This window comes from Gimesia chilikensis, from assembly GCF_008329715.1.
GTDB lineage: Bacteria > Planctomycetota > Planctomycetia > Planctomycetales > Planctomycetaceae > Gimesia > Gimesia chilikensis.
Map to the genome: position 1 here is coordinate 26,054 of NZ_VTSR01000007.1, position 16,413 is coordinate 42,466.

General features: G+C 53.8%; 12 protein-coding genes and 1 tRNA gene. 6 read left to right on the plus strand and 7 right to left on the minus strand.

All coding sequences use genetic code 11. The features are described from left to right. The first annotated feature begins 187 nt into the window (after window positions 1–187). A tRNA-Arg gene (locus FYZ48_RS09745) sits at window positions 188–261 on the plus strand. A gap of 117 nt (window positions 262–378) precedes the next feature. On the opposite strand, the gene FYZ48_RS09750 is transcribed toward FYZ48_RS09745, so the two are convergent. From FYZ48_RS09750 to FYZ48_RS09775, 6 genes are all read right to left on the minus strand, one after another. Continuing rightward, window positions 379–768 (minus strand): hypothetical protein, encoded by a 390-nt coding sequence (locus FYZ48_RS09750; protein WP_149339826.1) that lies wholly within the window; start codon window positions 766–768, stop codon window positions 379–381. Between the two features lie 41 nt (window positions 769–809). Next, entirely contained in the window at window positions 810–1,610 is an 801-nt protein-coding gene (locus FYZ48_RS09755) for a DODA-type extradiol aromatic ring-opening family dioxygenase (protein ID WP_149339828.1), read from the minus strand. 58 nt (window positions 1,611–1,668) lie between these two features. Then, complete coding sequence (locus tag FYZ48_RS09760) at window positions 1,669–1,914, minus strand: LexA family protein (protein WP_145040567.1); 246 nt, start codon at window positions 1,912–1,914, stop codon at window positions 1,669–1,671. Window positions 1,915–2,054: 140 nt separating this feature from the next. Next, window positions 2,055–3,455, minus strand: a complete 1,401-nt coding sequence (locus FYZ48_RS09765; RefSeq protein WP_145184501.1) for a DUF1501 domain-containing protein — start codon at window positions 3,453–3,455, stop codon at window positions 2,055–2,057. 362 nt (window positions 3,456–3,817) lie between these two features. Next, entirely contained in the window at window positions 3,818–4,051 is a 234-nt protein-coding gene (csrA, locus tag FYZ48_RS09770; protein WP_145040571.1) for a carbon storage regulator CsrA, read from the minus strand. Between the two features lie 364 nt (window positions 4,052–4,415). Beyond that, window positions 4,416–5,858 (minus strand): sulfatase family protein, encoded by a 1,443-nt coding sequence (locus FYZ48_RS09775; protein ID WP_149339830.1) that lies wholly within the window; start codon window positions 5,856–5,858, stop codon window positions 4,416–4,418. A 204-nt stretch (window positions 5,859–6,062) separates the two neighbouring features. Here FYZ48_RS09775 and FYZ48_RS09780 point away from each other — a divergent pair, with 204 nt between their 5' ends. The 5 genes from FYZ48_RS09780 (at window position 6,063) to FYZ48_RS09800 (ending at window position 15,334) form a co-directional block, all read left to right on the plus strand. Then, the gene (locus FYZ48_RS09780; RefSeq protein WP_149339832.1) at window positions 6,063–8,363 is read left to right on the plus strand and encodes a transglutaminase family protein; all 2,301 of its coding nucleotides are present in this window, start codon (window positions 6,063–6,065) and stop codon (window positions 8,361–8,363) included. Between the two features lie 31 nt (window positions 8,364–8,394). Further along, the gene (locus FYZ48_RS09785; protein ID WP_149339834.1) at window positions 8,395–9,414 is read left to right on the plus strand and encodes a hypothetical protein; all 1,020 of its coding nucleotides are present in this window, start codon (window positions 8,395–8,397) and stop codon (window positions 9,412–9,414) included. Window positions 9,415–9,496: 82 nt separating this feature from the next. After that, complete coding sequence (locus tag FYZ48_RS09790; protein WP_149339836.1) at window positions 9,497–10,417, plus strand: rhomboid family intramembrane serine protease; 921 nt, start codon at window positions 9,497–9,499, stop codon at window positions 10,415–10,417. A gap of 173 nt (window positions 10,418–10,590) precedes the next feature. Further along, window positions 10,591–13,281 carry a M16 family metallopeptidase gene (locus FYZ48_RS09795; protein ID WP_149339838.1) on the plus strand — a complete coding sequence of 897 codons (2,691 nt, stop codon included), beginning with the start codon at window positions 10,591–10,593 and terminating at the stop codon, window positions 13,279–13,281. 319 nt (window positions 13,282–13,600) lie between these two features. Beyond that, window positions 13,601–15,334, plus strand: coding sequence for a divalent metal cation transporter (locus FYZ48_RS09800; protein ID WP_149339840.1), 1,734 nt, complete (start codon window positions 13,601–13,603; stop codon window positions 15,332–15,334). A 44-nt stretch (window positions 15,335–15,378) separates the two neighbouring features. On the opposite strand, the gene FYZ48_RS09805 is transcribed toward FYZ48_RS09800, so the two are convergent. Then, window positions 15,379–16,371, minus strand: a complete 993-nt coding sequence (locus tag FYZ48_RS09805) for a glycosyltransferase family 2 protein (RefSeq protein ID WP_242022550.1) — start codon at window positions 16,369–16,371, stop codon at window positions 15,379–15,381. Window positions 16,372–16,413 lie beyond the last annotated feature (42 nt).

Here is a 16,413-nt window from a genome sequence, read left to right on the forward strand (position 1 = left end):
TATTATGTAGATCAGTTGAGAATACAAGGGAGTGGGCAGCCTGTCTTGGCAGAGACTGCCAAAATATTGCCCCTGATCCTTGTAGGATTGCTTCAGGCGCGGTAAATCAGTTCTAAGGCGGTTTTAGAACGATTTCCGCACTATTTTTCGCTGGTGGACATGTTTAAATGTCTACCTGGCGCAATAAGCCCCCGTAGCTCAATTGGATAGAGTGCTGGCTTCCGAAGCCAGAGGTTGCTGGTTCGAGCCCAGCCGGGGGTACTCTGCTTCTGTCCCGCTGCTTACGGGGCTGATTGAGGTAGGGCCAGATCTGCCCTGCACCTTCTCTCACGACATCCCTTTCTGAATCTTCCCGAGCGATTAACGTTCATCGTTGTGTTACGTGGAATCTTCGTCGCTGGTGTGCTCGTCATCTGATGTTTTCAAGGTGATCTCTATAGCGACTCCCATCACCAGTCCGGCGATTACACCACTCCAGAGATTCGATACCGTCTGCCACATTTGGGCATCGATCGGGCCACTTTTGATTGGGGGATCGATAAATATTCCAAAGAGTGTGCCGCAAACAGTACACGGAATGAGCCACCCTGAGCGAAAGATGAGCGCTGTCATGCTGCCTGCGAACAGGCTGGCATAGAGTCTCCAGAAGGGACCGATGTCGTTCAACCACGCGAGTAAAGTAAATACACCCGTGAGGGTGGTGAGCAGGATCTGAACAGTCAGCAGTGTCCGGCTGCGTGGGGGGCTGTCGCTGGATGATCTATTCATGAAATGCGTCCCAATCCCGTTTATGACGAAGACTGACTGACTCACCACAGAAACATGCTTGCCTTCTTGTTTAAGATCTGAATCTCATAAACCGCGGTGCACGGGGCCTGGGCGACTCCGTAGCAGACGTGGAGCGGCAGCAGATGTTCTTCCCGGGGATGGCAGAAACGGGCTCCATAAACGTCAGCCCATGCGGTCAGTCGCTGCATTCTCTCTGTCTCGGAATAGTCCGTGCTGCAACACGTTTCCACGAGCCACTCTTCAAATGACTGATTCATTTTCTGCGACTCAGCAGTCTCGGCTGAGAAGAAGGCATCCAGATTATGGAAGGAAAATCCCGAGCCGACCACCAGCACGTTTTGCTGGTGAAGTGACTGCAGTGCCTGACCCATCTGGATGTGTTGCTGTGGCTTCAGCGAATTCACAATTGACAGCTGGACACAGGGAATATCGGCTTCCGGATACATGATTTTGAGAGGCACAAACATGCCATGATCAAATCCGCGTATCTCATCCAGTCGGGCTTCGATATTGCTTTGTTGCAAGAGTTCAGCGACTTCGTGCGCCAGTACAGGCTTGCCCGGGCAGGGATACTGAATTTGATAGGACTCTTCCGGAAACCCGTGGTAATCATAGATCAAAGGCGGCTGGTCCCCGGCCGTGATGGTGGGCAGCGACTCTTCCCAGTGGGCACTCACCATCACTATCGCAGCGGGTCTGGGGATTTGAGAGGCAATCTGTTTCAGGCAGGAAACCATTTCACGATGCCCAGGATCCCCCAGCAGCGGCATCGGGCCGCCTCCATGTGAGAGGAACAGTGCTTTCGGGGACTGTTTCGTCATGACCTGCTTCTCTCAATGCTGCTGGCTGGCGAAAGAGGAGGATGTGATTCCGAATTGCTCAGGAAACGGTCCCTGAAAACCGCATGCGCAGGTTTTCGATGACTTCGATGCCGCGGGGCATGGTGCCGATGCGTTTGAGCCGGCCTTTGTGTTCCAGGGCTTTGAGATGGTCGACAACGCCGTTGGTAGATCTGATGCCGAAGGCGGCGCCGATTTCCCGTACGGTGGGGGCGGCCCCTGCCCTGGCTCGGTAAACGCGGATGAAACTGAGGATCGCCTGCTGTTTTACTGTGAGTCGTTTCATGCTCTTAACCTGATCGATGGGGAAATCAGTCAGGCCCTCAACCTGATGGTGGGGCCTGTGGAAATTTTGACAGACGGCCTGTAGAAATTCCAGAGCAGATTTATCCTCTGGCGTCGGAAAATGCAACTGAACGCGCCAGCTTAGATCAGTTCTTTGATTGGTGAACCATGAGGCAGGATAGGCATAGGGCGGCCGCTACGGTCCAGGAATTCGTGGTTCTGATCAATGCCCATGAAGTGGTAAACGGTGGCCAGCAGGTCGTTGGGATCCAGCTTGTTGTCCTTGGCGTATTCTCCCTTGGCGGTCGTTGAGCCGATGACCTGCCCCATGGGAGCCCCACCCCCGGAGACCAGAACCGACATCGCCCCCGGCCAGTGGTCGCGGCCCGGTTGCATGACCTTGCTTTTGGTGCCGGGTTTCACATCAATCCGGGGCGTACGACCGAATTCTCCGGAGACAACCAGCAGGACTCTCTTATCCAGACCGCGAGCATAAATGTCTTCAATCAGTGCCGAGACGGCCCGGTCGAACGGCGGCATCCGCACGCTCAGGTCGTAATACAGGTCGCCGTTAATTGCGTGGATATCCCAGTTGGAATGGATGCGGTTTTTCTGGGTGCCGGGGATGTCGGGGTTGTTCATATACATCGTGACGAAGCTGGTGCCTGCTTCGACGAGCCGCCGTGCCAGGAGTGCCCGCTGGCCCCATTTGTGTCTGCCGTAACGGTCGCGGGTAGCTTCGCTCTCCTGTGACAGATCAAAAGCCTGGCGGGCTTTGTCGCTGGTGAGCATGCCCAGGGCCTGTTCGTTGATGTTATCCAGAGCCTGCATGGAACCGTGCAGGTCGACGTCTCTGCGGAAGCTGTCAAACGATTGCAGCAGTCCCAGCCGGTCATCGAGGCGATCTTTGACACTGTTGGAAACCGAGAGGTTGGGCACTGAGTAACCCGGCGCACCCGGATTCCCGCCTACGACAAAGGGCATCGCGGATTCACCCAGGTAGGCACTGCCACCCCCGTAGGCCCGTGGAGAACTGGCGACATAATTGGGGACGCCGACGCGACGGTGCTCGCGCATTTTGGCGACAATAGGCCCAACGGTAGGAAACTCGGAGACCGGGTTAACGCTCTGTGTTTTACGACCACTCAGAAAACGGACCGAACCACGGGCGTGTTGTGAGTCTTCATGCGAGATGGAGCGGATGATCGAAAATTTGTCCGCAACTTTCGCGTGCAGCGGAAGCAGTTCGCAGATCTCCATGCCGGGTGTCCGCGTGGCGATGGGATTGAGCTGTCCGCGATAGTCACTGGGGGCGTTGGGTTTCATGTCATACGTTTCCATATGACTGGGGCCGCCCAGCAGCCAGATGAAAATCACTGCGGTATCTTCACGGTTCCCTGCCTGGGGATTGAGTGAATTAGCCAGTACGCGCTGACGAAGCAGGTCGGCCAGCCCCAGACCTCCCAGTGCCATGTAACCGGCCTGAAGAAAACTGCGGCGTGACATTGGGCCGGGACAGTAAACAGAACGGTCAGCACTCATGAAGTTACCTCTGGCTTGTGGATACAGGCGGGAACGTCAATTTCTTTGGTGGGTACTTTGTGGTGTCGGGATGCAGGAATTTCACAGGATTGTTTAGATTCTAACCGTGAGCATGGATACACACAAGTAGAAATTGATGCGTTTGGCTGTTTCTCCAGACTTAATGCCTGGTCCCGTCCCCTTATCGGCGCGTAAGTTGAGCCCGACAGGGGGACCTGGAAAATTCAAAAGGATTCAGAGAGACCGGCGGGCGGATTCAGTCGTGGTGGGAGGTCGGCAGGCTGTGGTGTCAGGGTTTCGCCCGGACAGGGGCAGGAAGGCGCGGGTGCGCTTCCTCCGGCTGTCCGATGTGCGAAACCGGTTCAGGAAATCGTGCCACAAAAGGAGAGGGAAAACTGAGAATTCTCACGGTTTCCTTCCTGTGTGGTGGTTTCCTGAGTCACAGTCTGTTTGACCTGCTCAGGGCGGGAAATCTGAATTTCCCGGGGGGCGTTAATTCCCAGACGCACGGTTCCCTTGCGGGTTTCGATAATCGTAATCTGGATGTTGTCGCCAATCTGAATGGATTCGTTGACTTTGCGGGATAAGACCAACATTGAAAGACTCCTTCTTGTAATGCGGAACAGAACGTGTTTCAAACAACTCGAACACTGCCTGGGTGGGGTACGGATGCAACTCGATCTATCTGTGGATCGATTGTGTTCCGCTCTGTGCACCGACATACTCTGATACGTGTCGGCGTTAGAATCAGGCAACCAAAAGGACTATTGAGTCAGTCGTTCGACTCAATTCAGCAATTATTTTGCTGTCATGTGTCTCTTATATAGGAAGGGCTCGCTCCTCCAGCGGCGAGCATGCGGCCGGCTCCTGCCGGGCAAGTAGTTGATTGCTGGCGCGAAATGTATATCGGTTTGAATTTTCTTGCAAGAGCAGTTTTGACTTTTTTACAAAATTGTCGATTCAGGAGCCCTGCCCGACCTGCTGCAGCACGGAGTCGTCGATCGATTTCATGTTCGAAAGGATCTTCTGGTGCAGTTCATCGCGAATTTTCTGGACCTTCGGATCCTGGGACTGGATGAGATTGGTCGCTTCCTGTGGATCTGTGGTTAGATGGTAAAGCTCATCTCTTTCAGGGTTTAGGAAGTCGCGGATCAGTTTCCATTCCGGCGTGCGGTACATTCGCATGTGGGTCTGTGACTGATGCTTAGTGCTATACTCCGCGTAAAAGTCGTTGTCCCACGCTTGCTCATTTTCTTTTTTCAGCAGGGGCACAAAACTCGTGCCACGAATTGTCAGATTTGAGGGGATCGGGACCTGGGCCATCTCCAGAAGTGTCGGAAACCAGTCCAGATTCGAGACGGTACCTTGAACAACCTGTCCGGATTGGGTGACTCCAGGCCAGAGCACAGCAGTGGGAACGCGGATGGAGTTATCGTACATGTTAGGCCGCTGCCCCTTGGGAATGTTCTTCGTGGCGGGGGGATTCTGGTTGAGCACCCAGTGTCCGTTCCCTTTGTGCCAGATGCCGTTGTGTCCCATGTTGTAGCCATGGTCGCTGGAGAAAATCACGATTGTATTCTCAGCCAGATTCAATTGTTTCAGTGTCTTCAGCAGGCGTCCGACATTCCGGTCCACACTGGCCACGCTCGCCAGGTATTCGCGGGTCATCTGCTTAACCCGTTTCGTATTCAGATCCGGATAGTCGGGGTTCGGAATCTGTGGATCAAGGTCTTTGAAGGGCGCCCAGTCTTCGTCGGCGACCGGCAGCCAGCGTGTGTGCGGCGCGCGGAAGTGCAGAGAAAGCAGGAACGGTTTGTCTGATTCCTGGCTGATGAAGCGAATGGCATCATCGACGAGGATGTCGGGAAGCAGGCCTTTCAGCTTTTGATCTTTGCCGTTCACTTCGAGCGTGGGATCTTTAGGCACATTGCCTCCGCTGCGAAAGCCCATGAAGTAATCGTATCCGAAGCGGGTCGGATGCTGTTGATCGAGCAGTCCCAGGTGCCATTTTCCGATCAGGCCGGTTCGGTAGCCCGCTTCATTAAGCAGTTTGACCCAGGTGATCGTATCACCTTTCAGCCCCAGTTCCGGTTCCGTGCGGGGATGCAGCCAGTCGGTGATGCCCAGTTCGCTGCCGTAGCGGCTGGTGACCAGACTGGCCCGCGAAGGACTGCAGACCGGTGTCGTTGTGAAGGAATTGACCAAGTAAGCTCCGTTCTGAAAAATCTGATCGATGTTGGGTGTCCTGGCGTGCGGGTGCCCTGATTTCCCGAGTGCCCAGGGGGCCTGATCGTCGGTAAACAGGAAAAGAATATTAGGCTGTGAGGCGGCCTGAGTCGTCTGTTGTGCGGGGCTGAGCAGGCAGCTGAGAATAATCAGAAATGAAAACAGAACGGAGCGCATAGTATCTGCCTTAAATAAACAGTTGGGGACAATTCACCGAACCAGGATTCCAGCTTGTCATTTCAGTCCAGCAACGTCAAGCGTGTTGTAAACTCCTGTCTGGAAACGGGAAAAGTACGATCTTTTTTGCATTCTGCCAGCCGGTCACATACAATCGGAGTGATTAAGTAGCTCACCCCCTTCCCCTTACGAGGATGCCTGCCCATGTTCAGACGAGTTTGCCGGGCTGAACGCGTTTTATTCCCAGCCCTGTCAGTTTTCAGTTTGACCTGTCTGCTGCTCATGCCCTCGGTCGTCACCGCGGTCGAGGAACAGCCCCTGGTGGCACCACGTCCGGAAGCACAGGCATCAGAATCGGATCCGGGGGTGTCAGCAGAAGATCTGGCGGTACGGGCTAAAGAATCGGTCGTGTCAGTATCCTTCGCGGGACGTGACGGACAGGAAGCCGGCATGGGAACCGGATTCGTGATTGACGCCAACGGCTTGATCGCGACCAACCTGCATGTGATCGGAGAGGCACGGCCGATAACTGTGCAACTCTCAGATGGGACCAGTTATGAAGTCCAGGAAGTCTACGCCACCGATCGGCAGATGGATCTGGCGGTCTTGAAAATCGCCGTCGATAATCTCAAACCTCTTAAGCTGGCTGAGCCTGATACGCTCAAGCAGGGAGCAGAAGTGGTTGTGCTGGGGAATCCGCAGGGACTGCGTTACAGCGTGGTCAAGGGAGTCAACTCGGGTACCCGGGAAGTTGATGGTAAGCCGATGCTCCAACTGGCGATTCCCATCGAACCTGGTAACAGTGGCGGTCCGGTGCTGGATTCCCAGGGACGCGTGCAGGGAATTGTGACACTCAAGTCAGCGGTCACCCGCAACCTGGGATATGCTGTGAATGTCAGTGCTTTAAAAGGACTGCTGGAAAAGCCGAACCCCGTGCCCATCGATCGCTGGCTAACTATCGGTACTCTGGATGAGCATCTCTGGAAACCCCTGTTTGGTTCCCGCTGGCGACAGCGTGCCGGCCGAATCCAGGTGGATGGATTCGGCTCCGGTCTGGGCAGCCGTTCGTTGTGTGTCTCCCAGGAAGCATTGCCCGAACTCCCTTACGAAGTGGCTGTGGAGGTCAAGCTGGATGATGAGTCGGGGGCTGCGGGGCTCATTTTCTATTCTGATGAAAACACAAAACACTACGGTTTCTACCCCAGCAATAAGAGTCTGCGGATCAGCCGTTTCGACGGGCCGGATGTCTTTTTGTGGCGGGTGCTGGATGAAAAAAAGAGCAACGCGTATCGCGAAGAGGAATGGAATCATCTGAAAGTGCGCCTGGAGAAGGATCGCATCCTCTGCTTCGTGAACGATGAAAAGGTTTTCGAGGTCAAAGACCAGCGCTATACCGAGGGGAAAGTCGGGCTGGCTAAGTTTCGTAATACGGTGGCTTCGTTCCGTGGATTCCAGATTGCTTCCGAGATCCCCCCCTACCGCCCTTCTAAGGAGACCGCACAGAAAATTCTGGATCTGACGGAAGATCTCCGCGTGGATCGTCCGCCCCAGGCAGATCTGATCGAAGCGGTGGTGAAGGAAACTGACGAGCGACGGGCGCAGCAGGCTCTACAGGAGCGGGCGCGTCTCTTACAGAAACAGGCTGAGCGTCTGAAACAGCTGGCACAGTCGATTCATGAACGCGCCGTTCGCGATGAGCTCAAGGCGATCTTCGCCAGCGATAAAAAAGAGGCGGACATTGATCTCATGGAAGCCGCTTTATTGATCGCGCGTCTGGACAATAATGAAGTGGATCCCAAAGTCTACCTCGGCCAGATGAAGAGCATGGCCAATGAGATCAACAAGACGTTACCCGAAGATGCGAATGCGAAAGCAAAGCTCAAAGCACTAAATCAGTATCTGTTCCATGAAACGGGCTTCCATGGCAGCCGCACGAACTACTACAGCCGATCCAACAGTTATATCAACGAGACGATTGAGGATCGTGAAGGGCTGCCGATTACACTTTCCGTATTGTATATGGAACTGGGACGACGCCTGGGGCTCGACATTGATGGCGTGGGGCTGCCGGGACATTTTGTGGTCCGCGTGAACTCCATTTCGGAAAAGGGAGAACTGGTGGACGTCTTCGAGGGGGGCGAACCTCTGAGTGACGAAGCCGCCAAGGTCATGATTCTCACTGCGAATGGAGGCCGCTTCGATGCTGAGTTTCTCAAGTCACAGCCCAAACGCGAAATCATCCAGCGGATGTTGCGCAATCTGTTGAATCTCGCCCGTGACGACGAAGATGTTCAGGCCATGCTCCGCTACGTGGAGACGATGATTGCCATCGATGAGGAACTCTTGCAGGAACGCTGGCTGCGGGCAGTTTTGCGTTATCAGACGGGACGGATTGCCGAGGCGATCGCCGATACCGATTATCTGCTGGAGAAATCACCGGAAGGCTTTGACCTCCGACGGATTCACGAATTTCGTAACTACCTGGACACAATGCAGCAGGACTGAAGCCAGGCACCTGCCTGAGGGGAGAACTGATATGAACTGGATCCGGTGCGCTCTGGCTGGTCTGGTATTATGTTGTTTTATGGTGAGCCCGTTATCAGCCAGGCATCCCCTGGCATCGCCGGGAGTTACCAGTCTGACCAACCCTCAGGTCAAATATCGCACGACCGATGCCCATTTCTTCGTATTGAAACGCGGTAAAGTGACTGCGGTGATTGTTGATAATGCGGCCGTCGATACCAAACGGCTGCCGGGGCACCGCGCCGGCTATAATGGTCTGGCTTCACTCAAGTATGCAGGGCAGAAAGAGAATCTGTTTGTTCCCGCGCTGGCTGGACTCAACTTTGAGCATATTCACGATGGGACGACCCGGCTGCCGGAAAAGTTTGAACCGCGCAAGTTTCCCATGCAGCTGCGGGTGATCTCCGAGGATACGGTGGAACTCTACCAGGCACCGACGCCGAACTGGAAACTGGAGAGCTGTGGTCGATACCAGATACTGGACGACGGTACGATCCAATACACGTTTGAGTGTATTCCGCATGCGGATCTGTTCAAAAATGGCTATATCGGCCTGTTCTGGGCCAGTTACATCCAGGCTCCCCAGGATCGTCGGATCCATTTTTACGGGAAGCGGAAAGAGGGAACGGATCAGGGCGAACAATTTTTACATGCCCGCACACCCGCACATGGAGTCGACAGTACACATCCCCCTGCCGGAGCCCGGTTCTTGCCCCGCGTTGCTGTAGATTTCCCGCTGACTCTGGTCAACCACCCCTCTGCTTATGTGTATTCGCGTCCGTGGTACTATGGTATTCGTAACAATTATGCTTATACTCAGCTATTCAGATCACAGGATCAGATCTGGTTTGCCCAGTCCCCGACCGGAGGGGGAAAGCAGAATCCCGCCTGGGATTTTCAATGGTTTATTCCGGACTATCAGCCGGGCGAAGCCTATGGTTTTATCATGCGGGCCCATTATACTCCGTGGTCTGATCGCACAACTTTAGAACAACAAATTCAAACTCACTTATCTGCCCTGAAGCAGGACTGATTTCTCCCGTTTTACCTGCGGGTCCGTTGATGCCTGACATGGAAGTCAATGTTGTTAAGCAGGGGCATGGATTGTAAACACGATGCGAAAAATTGGGACGCTGCCCTCAGAGCAGCAGGCGAAACTGTTCGAAGACTTTCTGCTCACAGAGGAGATCGGCGCCAACATCGATACTTCCGGTGACGAGTGGAACATCTGGATCCTGGATGAAGATCAGGTCGAACAGGCCAAGCAGGAACTGGCCGCATTCACAGAGGATCCTGGCGCAGAGAAGTACCAGGCAGCAACCCGTCAGGCGGAAGCCATTCGGGACGAACGAATCGCCCAGGCCCGGGCGGCCGTCAAACGTCAGGTGAAAGTGCGTGATACCTGGAATCAGCCTTTCACCAGTCGCTGTCCGGTAACATCCCTGCTGATCGGTGTCAGTGTGGTCGTGTTTCTGCTGATGCAAACCAATGACTACAACATCCCCATTCGCCAGGCCCTGAGTATCTGCTCATTCGAGGTATCCGGCGATATGGTGCGTTATGATACCCGGTTGCTGGATATTCAAAAGGGTGAACTCTGGCGTCTGGTCTCCCCCATTTTTCTTCACTTTGGTCCGTTGCACATCCTGTTTAACTGCATCATGACTTACCAGTTGGGTGGCGCAATTGAAATCAATCGGGGCAGTCTGAAACTGGCCGCGATGGTGATTCTGATCGCCGTTCCATCTAACCTGGCGCAGTACTGGTTCTCGGGCCCCATGTTCGGTGGACTGTCAGGCGTCGTTTATGGTTTGTTTGGATACATGTGGATGAAAAGCTTATACGATCCGCAATCCAGTTTTTTCATACCACCCAACATGGTGATCATTCTGATTGGCTGGTTTTTTCTCTGCATCGCCGGCGTGGTCGGGAATGTAGCTAATTACGCACATGGCTTCGGGCTGGGGACCGGCATCGTCATCGGGCTGGTATCCACGTGGTGGCGCGAGGCTGGCAAATCAAATCGAACTGGCTGAAATCTGCTGTCAGTGATTGTTGCTCTCCCGCCAATCGCCTATAATTTCGTAAGAGTTTGCCGACACTACTGAGTCAAGAACAACAACTAATATTGCTGAACCTCTCAAGTGGAGCGAGATATCGGATGATGAATCGACAAAAATGGAGTTTAACCGCAGGGGTACTTTTTGTAATGAGTTTTGTTTCCCAATCGTTTGTGACTGCTGCAGACAACCCTGCTCCTCCTCAGAAAATTCGTACCGTGGAAGGGATCACGGAGTATGAGCTGGGCAACGGGATGCGTGTGCTGCTCTTCCCTGATGCATCCAGCCCCAAGGTGACCGTCAACCTGACACTGCTGGTCGGGTCACGGCATGAAGGCTATGGCGAGACCGGCATGGCACACCTGCTGGAGCACATGTTGTTTAAAGGGACTCCCACGCATCAGAATATTCCTAAAGAACTGCAGGCGCGTGGTGCCCAGTTCAACGGAACCACCTGGTACGACCGGACGAATTACTACGAAACGCTGCCCGCCAGCGAAGATAATCTGGAATTCGCCCTGAAGATGGAAGCCGACCGCATGCTGAACAGTTATGTGAAGGCAGAAGACCTGGTTTCAGAAATGACGGTCGTGCGGAACGAATTCGAACGAGGTGAAAACAGCCCATCCCGCATGCTGATGCAAAAGGTAATGGCATCAGCATTCGAATGGCATAACTATGGAAAATCGACGATCGGGAACCGGGCTGATATTGAGCGTGTGCCAATCGATCGTCTGAAAGCCTTCTACAAAAAATATTACCAGCCCGATAATGCCGTGCTGATTGTGGCCGGGAAGTTCGAAACGGATCAGGCTCTGCAGCTGATCAACAAATATTTCGGCACCATCCCCCGCCCCGAGCGCAAGCTGGATAAGACCTACACTGAAGAGCCTCCCCAGGAAGGCGAGCGGATCGTGACACTGAAACGCATTGGGGAAGTCCCCGTTGTCGGTGTCGCATATCACATCCCCGCAGCCGCCCACAAAGACATGGCGGCTCTGGATGTACTGGAATCGACGCTTACAGACGATCCTTCCGGTGTTCTGTATCAGGCCCTGGTGAAAACGAAAAAAGCATCCAGCGTATCGGGTTCGATTTTTGCGTTACACGATCCGGGCGTACTGCGGTTGATGGTGGAAGTCATCAAAGGTAATGACCCGCAGGTGGTACTGGGAATTATGTTCGATACCCTGCAGGAAGTTCGCGAGAAAGGAATTTCTCCAGAAAACGTGGCCCGCGCCAAACAGAAACTGCTGAAACAGTACGAGCAGGCCGAGAACAACAGTTCCCGTCTCGCCGTTGAACTCTCTGAATGGGTGGCGATGGGCGACTGGCGTCTGCGGTTCCTGTATCGCGATGCTCTGGAAAAAGTGACTCCCGAAGATGTCAAACGGGTTGCCGATGAATATCTGAAAGAGAACAACCGGACGGTCGGGATCTTTGTTCCCGTAGAGGAAAGCCAGAAAGTAGCGATCCCCCAGGTAGCTGACATCGAAAAGATGATTGGCGATTACAAAGGCCGCGAAGCGGTCGCGACGGGTGAAAACTTCGACGTTTCTCCCGAGAATATTGATAAACGGACCACAATAAAAACACTGCCCGGCGGTGTGAAAGTGGCGTTACTGTCTAAGAAGACGCGTGGCGAAGAGGTCAACCTGAGAATGACCCTGCGTTACGGGAACCTCGAAAATCTGCAAGGCAAGCGGACGGCTTGTGAGTTTCTGCCTGCGATTATGAAGCGGGGCACGAAAAACCTGACGCGTCAGCAGATTGAAGATGAACTCAACAAGCTGCGGGCACAACTTTCGCTCTCCGGTTCGCCGGGTGAAGTGAATGTAGGAATCAAAACCCGACGCGACAGCCTGGGCAAAGTACTCGATATTCTGCGTCAGATTCTGCGTGAGCCAACCCTGCCGGCCAGCGAACTGGAACTGTTGAAAACACAGCAGGTCGCGATGCTGGATAAGCAGAAAACCGATCCTCAGTCGCGGGCCATTCTCTCGGTAAGGCGTCAACTGCGGCCTTATGCTCCTGAAGATCCCCGCTATGTTCCAGATATCGATGAAGAGACTGCCCGCGTCAAGGCGTTGACGCAGAGTGATCTGCAGTCTCTGTATGAGAATTATCTGGGCGCCTCTGTGGGGGAAATCGCCGTCGTCGGTGATTTCGCAGAAGAGGAAATCTTCGAGCAGCTGGGAACCGTACTGAACGACTGGAAATCTCCTGCCGAGTATGCTCATATTCCTTCTGAGCCACACAAGATTCCCGGCAAGCTGACGGAGATCATCATTCCCGACAAAGCGAATGCGTTCTATTTCGCCGGTCTGACTTTTCCGATGAACAGTATGTCTCCCGAGTACCCGGATCTGATTGTCGCTGGTTCGGTTCTGGGATCCAGCGGTCTTTCCTCACGACTGGGTGACCGGGTACGTCAGAAGGAAGGTCTGGCTTATGGCGTGGGGGCGTTCATTCATGCAGACAATGTCGATCCCCGCGGATCGATTTCCATCTACGCCAGCTGCAACCCGGACAATATGGAAAAGGTCGAAGTTGCGATTAAAGAAGAGTTGGAACTGCTGATTTCCAAAGGCATCACAGGTGAAGAACTGGCGAATGCCCAGAAAGGCTACCTGGAACAACAGGAAGTCTCACGGACCAGCGATGCTTCACTGGCCGGAATTTTGACGACGAACCTGTTCGCCGATCGTGACATGACTTATTACATTGATCTGGAAAAGAAGATCAATGCGGTTACAGCCGAAGCGGCTCAGAAGGCATTTGCTAAATTCATTGACCCCAAAGATCTGATCATCACGGTCTCCGGGAGTTTGAAGAAGTAGCCTTTGCGATCTGTGAATCGTTAATCTAAGCTGATTCGGGCGGCTCAAACAGTACGGTTTGAGCCGCTCTTTTTAGTTAATGTCCCGCAACTCTTATTTAACATCCTTTACTATATCCCCGTTTCCGGCGGAGCTGTTTTCGCATGGTGTCGTTACTTTCCACTGAGATCGATCGACGGCTGATTGTTAGCTGAAAGTCACATGCCTTCAATCAACGATGCTTGATTCTCGCTCTGGAACTGGTTACCTTGGGCTTCTTGTCTAATTAACAAAGTCGATTTTACTCGCCCGATAAATACAGTTATAGTAAGAGTTTGCAATGACAGACGAAGCAGGCAATTCCCGGATTGAACAAGATCGCCAGTTAATTCTGGATGCCAAACAGCGTGGTACGGGAGCCAAGTTACTGGCATACACAAAACTTTCCGGTCCTGGCTGGTTGCAGAGTGCAATCACCCTGGGGGGCGGGTCGCTGGCTGGCGGTCTCTACCTGGGTATTCTCTCTGGTTATCACCTGATGTGGCTGCAGCCACTGGCGATGATCATGGGCGTGATCATGTTGAGTGCCATTGGTTACGTGGCACTCTCCACCAAAGAACGCCCCTTCACGGCGATCAATACACACATTAACCCGGTTCTGGGTTGGGGCTGGGCGATTGCGACCCTGATGGCCAACCTGGTCTGGTGTATGCCTCAGTATGCACTGGGAACCGCGGCACTCCAGCAGAACCTGGCTCCCGAACTCTTTACCAATGATGACAGCGGGAAAATCTTAGCGGTCGCGATGATGTTTGTTCTTTCCGGGATTGTGATCTGGTTCTACGATTCGGGCGGATGGGGCATCAAGCTGTTTGAAGGGATTTTGAAGATCCTGGTCGGGATCGTGGTGATCTGCTTCTTTGGTGTGGTCATTAAGATGAGCGTTTCCACAAACGATCTGGACTGGGCCAAGATTCTGGCAGGCTACATTCCCAATTTCAGTCTGTTTAATAATCCCTCTCCTGAGTTTGCGGGTGTTTTATCCGAAGCCGGACAATATGCCGATTACTGGAAAAACCTGATCGTCGGCAATCAGCAGAAGGTGATGATCACAGCGGCAGCGACAGCCGTCGGTATCAATATGACCTTCCTGTTACCCTACTCCATGCGGGCCAAAGGCTGGGACAAGGACTTCCGTGGTCTGGCAATGTTCGACCTCTCGACCGGTCTGTTTGTGCCATTCGTTCTGGCGACCAGTTGTGTTGTGATCGCAGCTGCTTCCCAGTTCCACGCGAAACCGGCGGCGGGCCTGCTGGGAGAAAAAGACGAACAGGGACAGGTTGTTAAAGCCGATCCCGGTCTGCTGGGACAGTACCATAAGCTGCTGGACAGCCGGATTCAGGCGGAAGTTTCTCCCGCAGAGTGGAAGGAACTGTCGAGCGATCAACAGGCACTGGAGCAGAAGCGGGATGCCATTCCCCTGCCGGAACGGAAGCTGGCTGCAATGCTGGTCAACCGAGATGCCTTCCAGCTGGCTTCTGCTCTGAAACCACTGGCGGGAGCCACTGTCTCACAGCTGGTTTTCGGGATCGGCGTGTTATCGATGGCCGTTTCCACCATCATCATTCTGATGTTGATCAACGGTTTCGTATTCTGCGAAATGCTGGGAGTAGAACCCAAAGGGATGTACCACCGGATTGGCTGTTTCATGCCGGCGATTACGGGGTCAGTTGGCTCCTTCTTCTGGAAAGGGGATGCCAAGGCCTGGCTGGCAGTACCCACTTCGATGTTCGGAATGGTGCTGCTGCCGATCGCCTACCTGACGTTCTTCTTCATGATGAACTCAAAGCAGATTCTGGGCGAGCGGATTCCTACCGGCGGCAAACGTGTCGTCTGGAATATCGCGATGGGGATTGCCACCCTGCTGGCAACCTTTGGTTCGCTGTTCAGTATCAAATCCAGCAGCTTTGCCGGATACGGGTTTACCGCACTGGGGATCTTTATCGGACTGGCAATCGTGGTGCACTTTGTGCGCCAGCCCGCACCGGTTGAACAGCCCCCTGCGGCCGAATAACGAAACCGCATTTAGAGCTTCTGCAAGGCAGGCATTCGCTGGAATTAATTTTCCGGCGTGCCTGCCTTTTTTTGTGAAGCCTGCTGGAGTTGCTCGCGATTCTCAGTGTCTGAATCGGTCTGTTTACTGAAGAAGATTTTTGAGGGACGAATTCGCAGTCGTTGTGCCCAGAACCGAGCCAGCACCGCCAGTGTGCAGATGCCGTACTTTACACAACGGCGGAAGTTGATACTCGAAGCTTCCGGAAAATAGCGGACCGGAACCGGTATGTCTCCCATGCGGAACTGAAAGTGAACAGCCTGTGCCAGGAACTGGCTGTCGAAGACGAAGTCATTGGAATTCCGTTCGAATGGAATTGTTTCCAGAACTTCCCTGCGATAGGCACGGAAACCGCTGTGAAAATCTCCCAGGTTCTGACCCAGGGCAATGTTTTCGGTAATGGTCAGCATTCGATTCGTCAGATATTTCCAGGCCGGCATGCCTCCCGCGAGGGCTTCCTTACGTGTGCGGATCCGCGAACCCAGTACGACGTCACAGATATCCAGCTTGAGTAACTCTACGGCGAGTCCCACTACGCGACTGTCGTACTGATAGTCGGGGTGCAGCATGACGATGTATTCGGCGCCATGCTCCAGGGCATACTGGTAACAGGTCTTCTGGTTCCCTCCATAACCCCGGTTTTCTTTATGTCTGATGACCGTGAGCCCTTCCCGCAGAGCGAGATCCACGGTGGGGTCTGTACTGCCGTCATCAACCAGGATGATTTCGTCGACGACATCCTGTGGCAGATCAGCGAGTGTTTTGAGTAATGTTGAAGCGGCATTATAGGCCGGCATGACGACGACGGTCTTGCCCGTCGTGGGAACTGGTTCCGCCGAAGCCGGTGGCGTATCAGTCTGTGGAGTGTAGGCCTGTTCGATTTCGGCCAGCAGTGGTTCCAGGTTTTGGAACTGGGCCATCATCTCGGCGCTGTCAGGTGCAAAGACGGGGACGGCGACACTCTGGTTACTATCAGGACTGGTGGATGAATCGAGCACGTTACTCTCCGAGAAGAAGTGAAGTAGATCACTGCCGGGCAG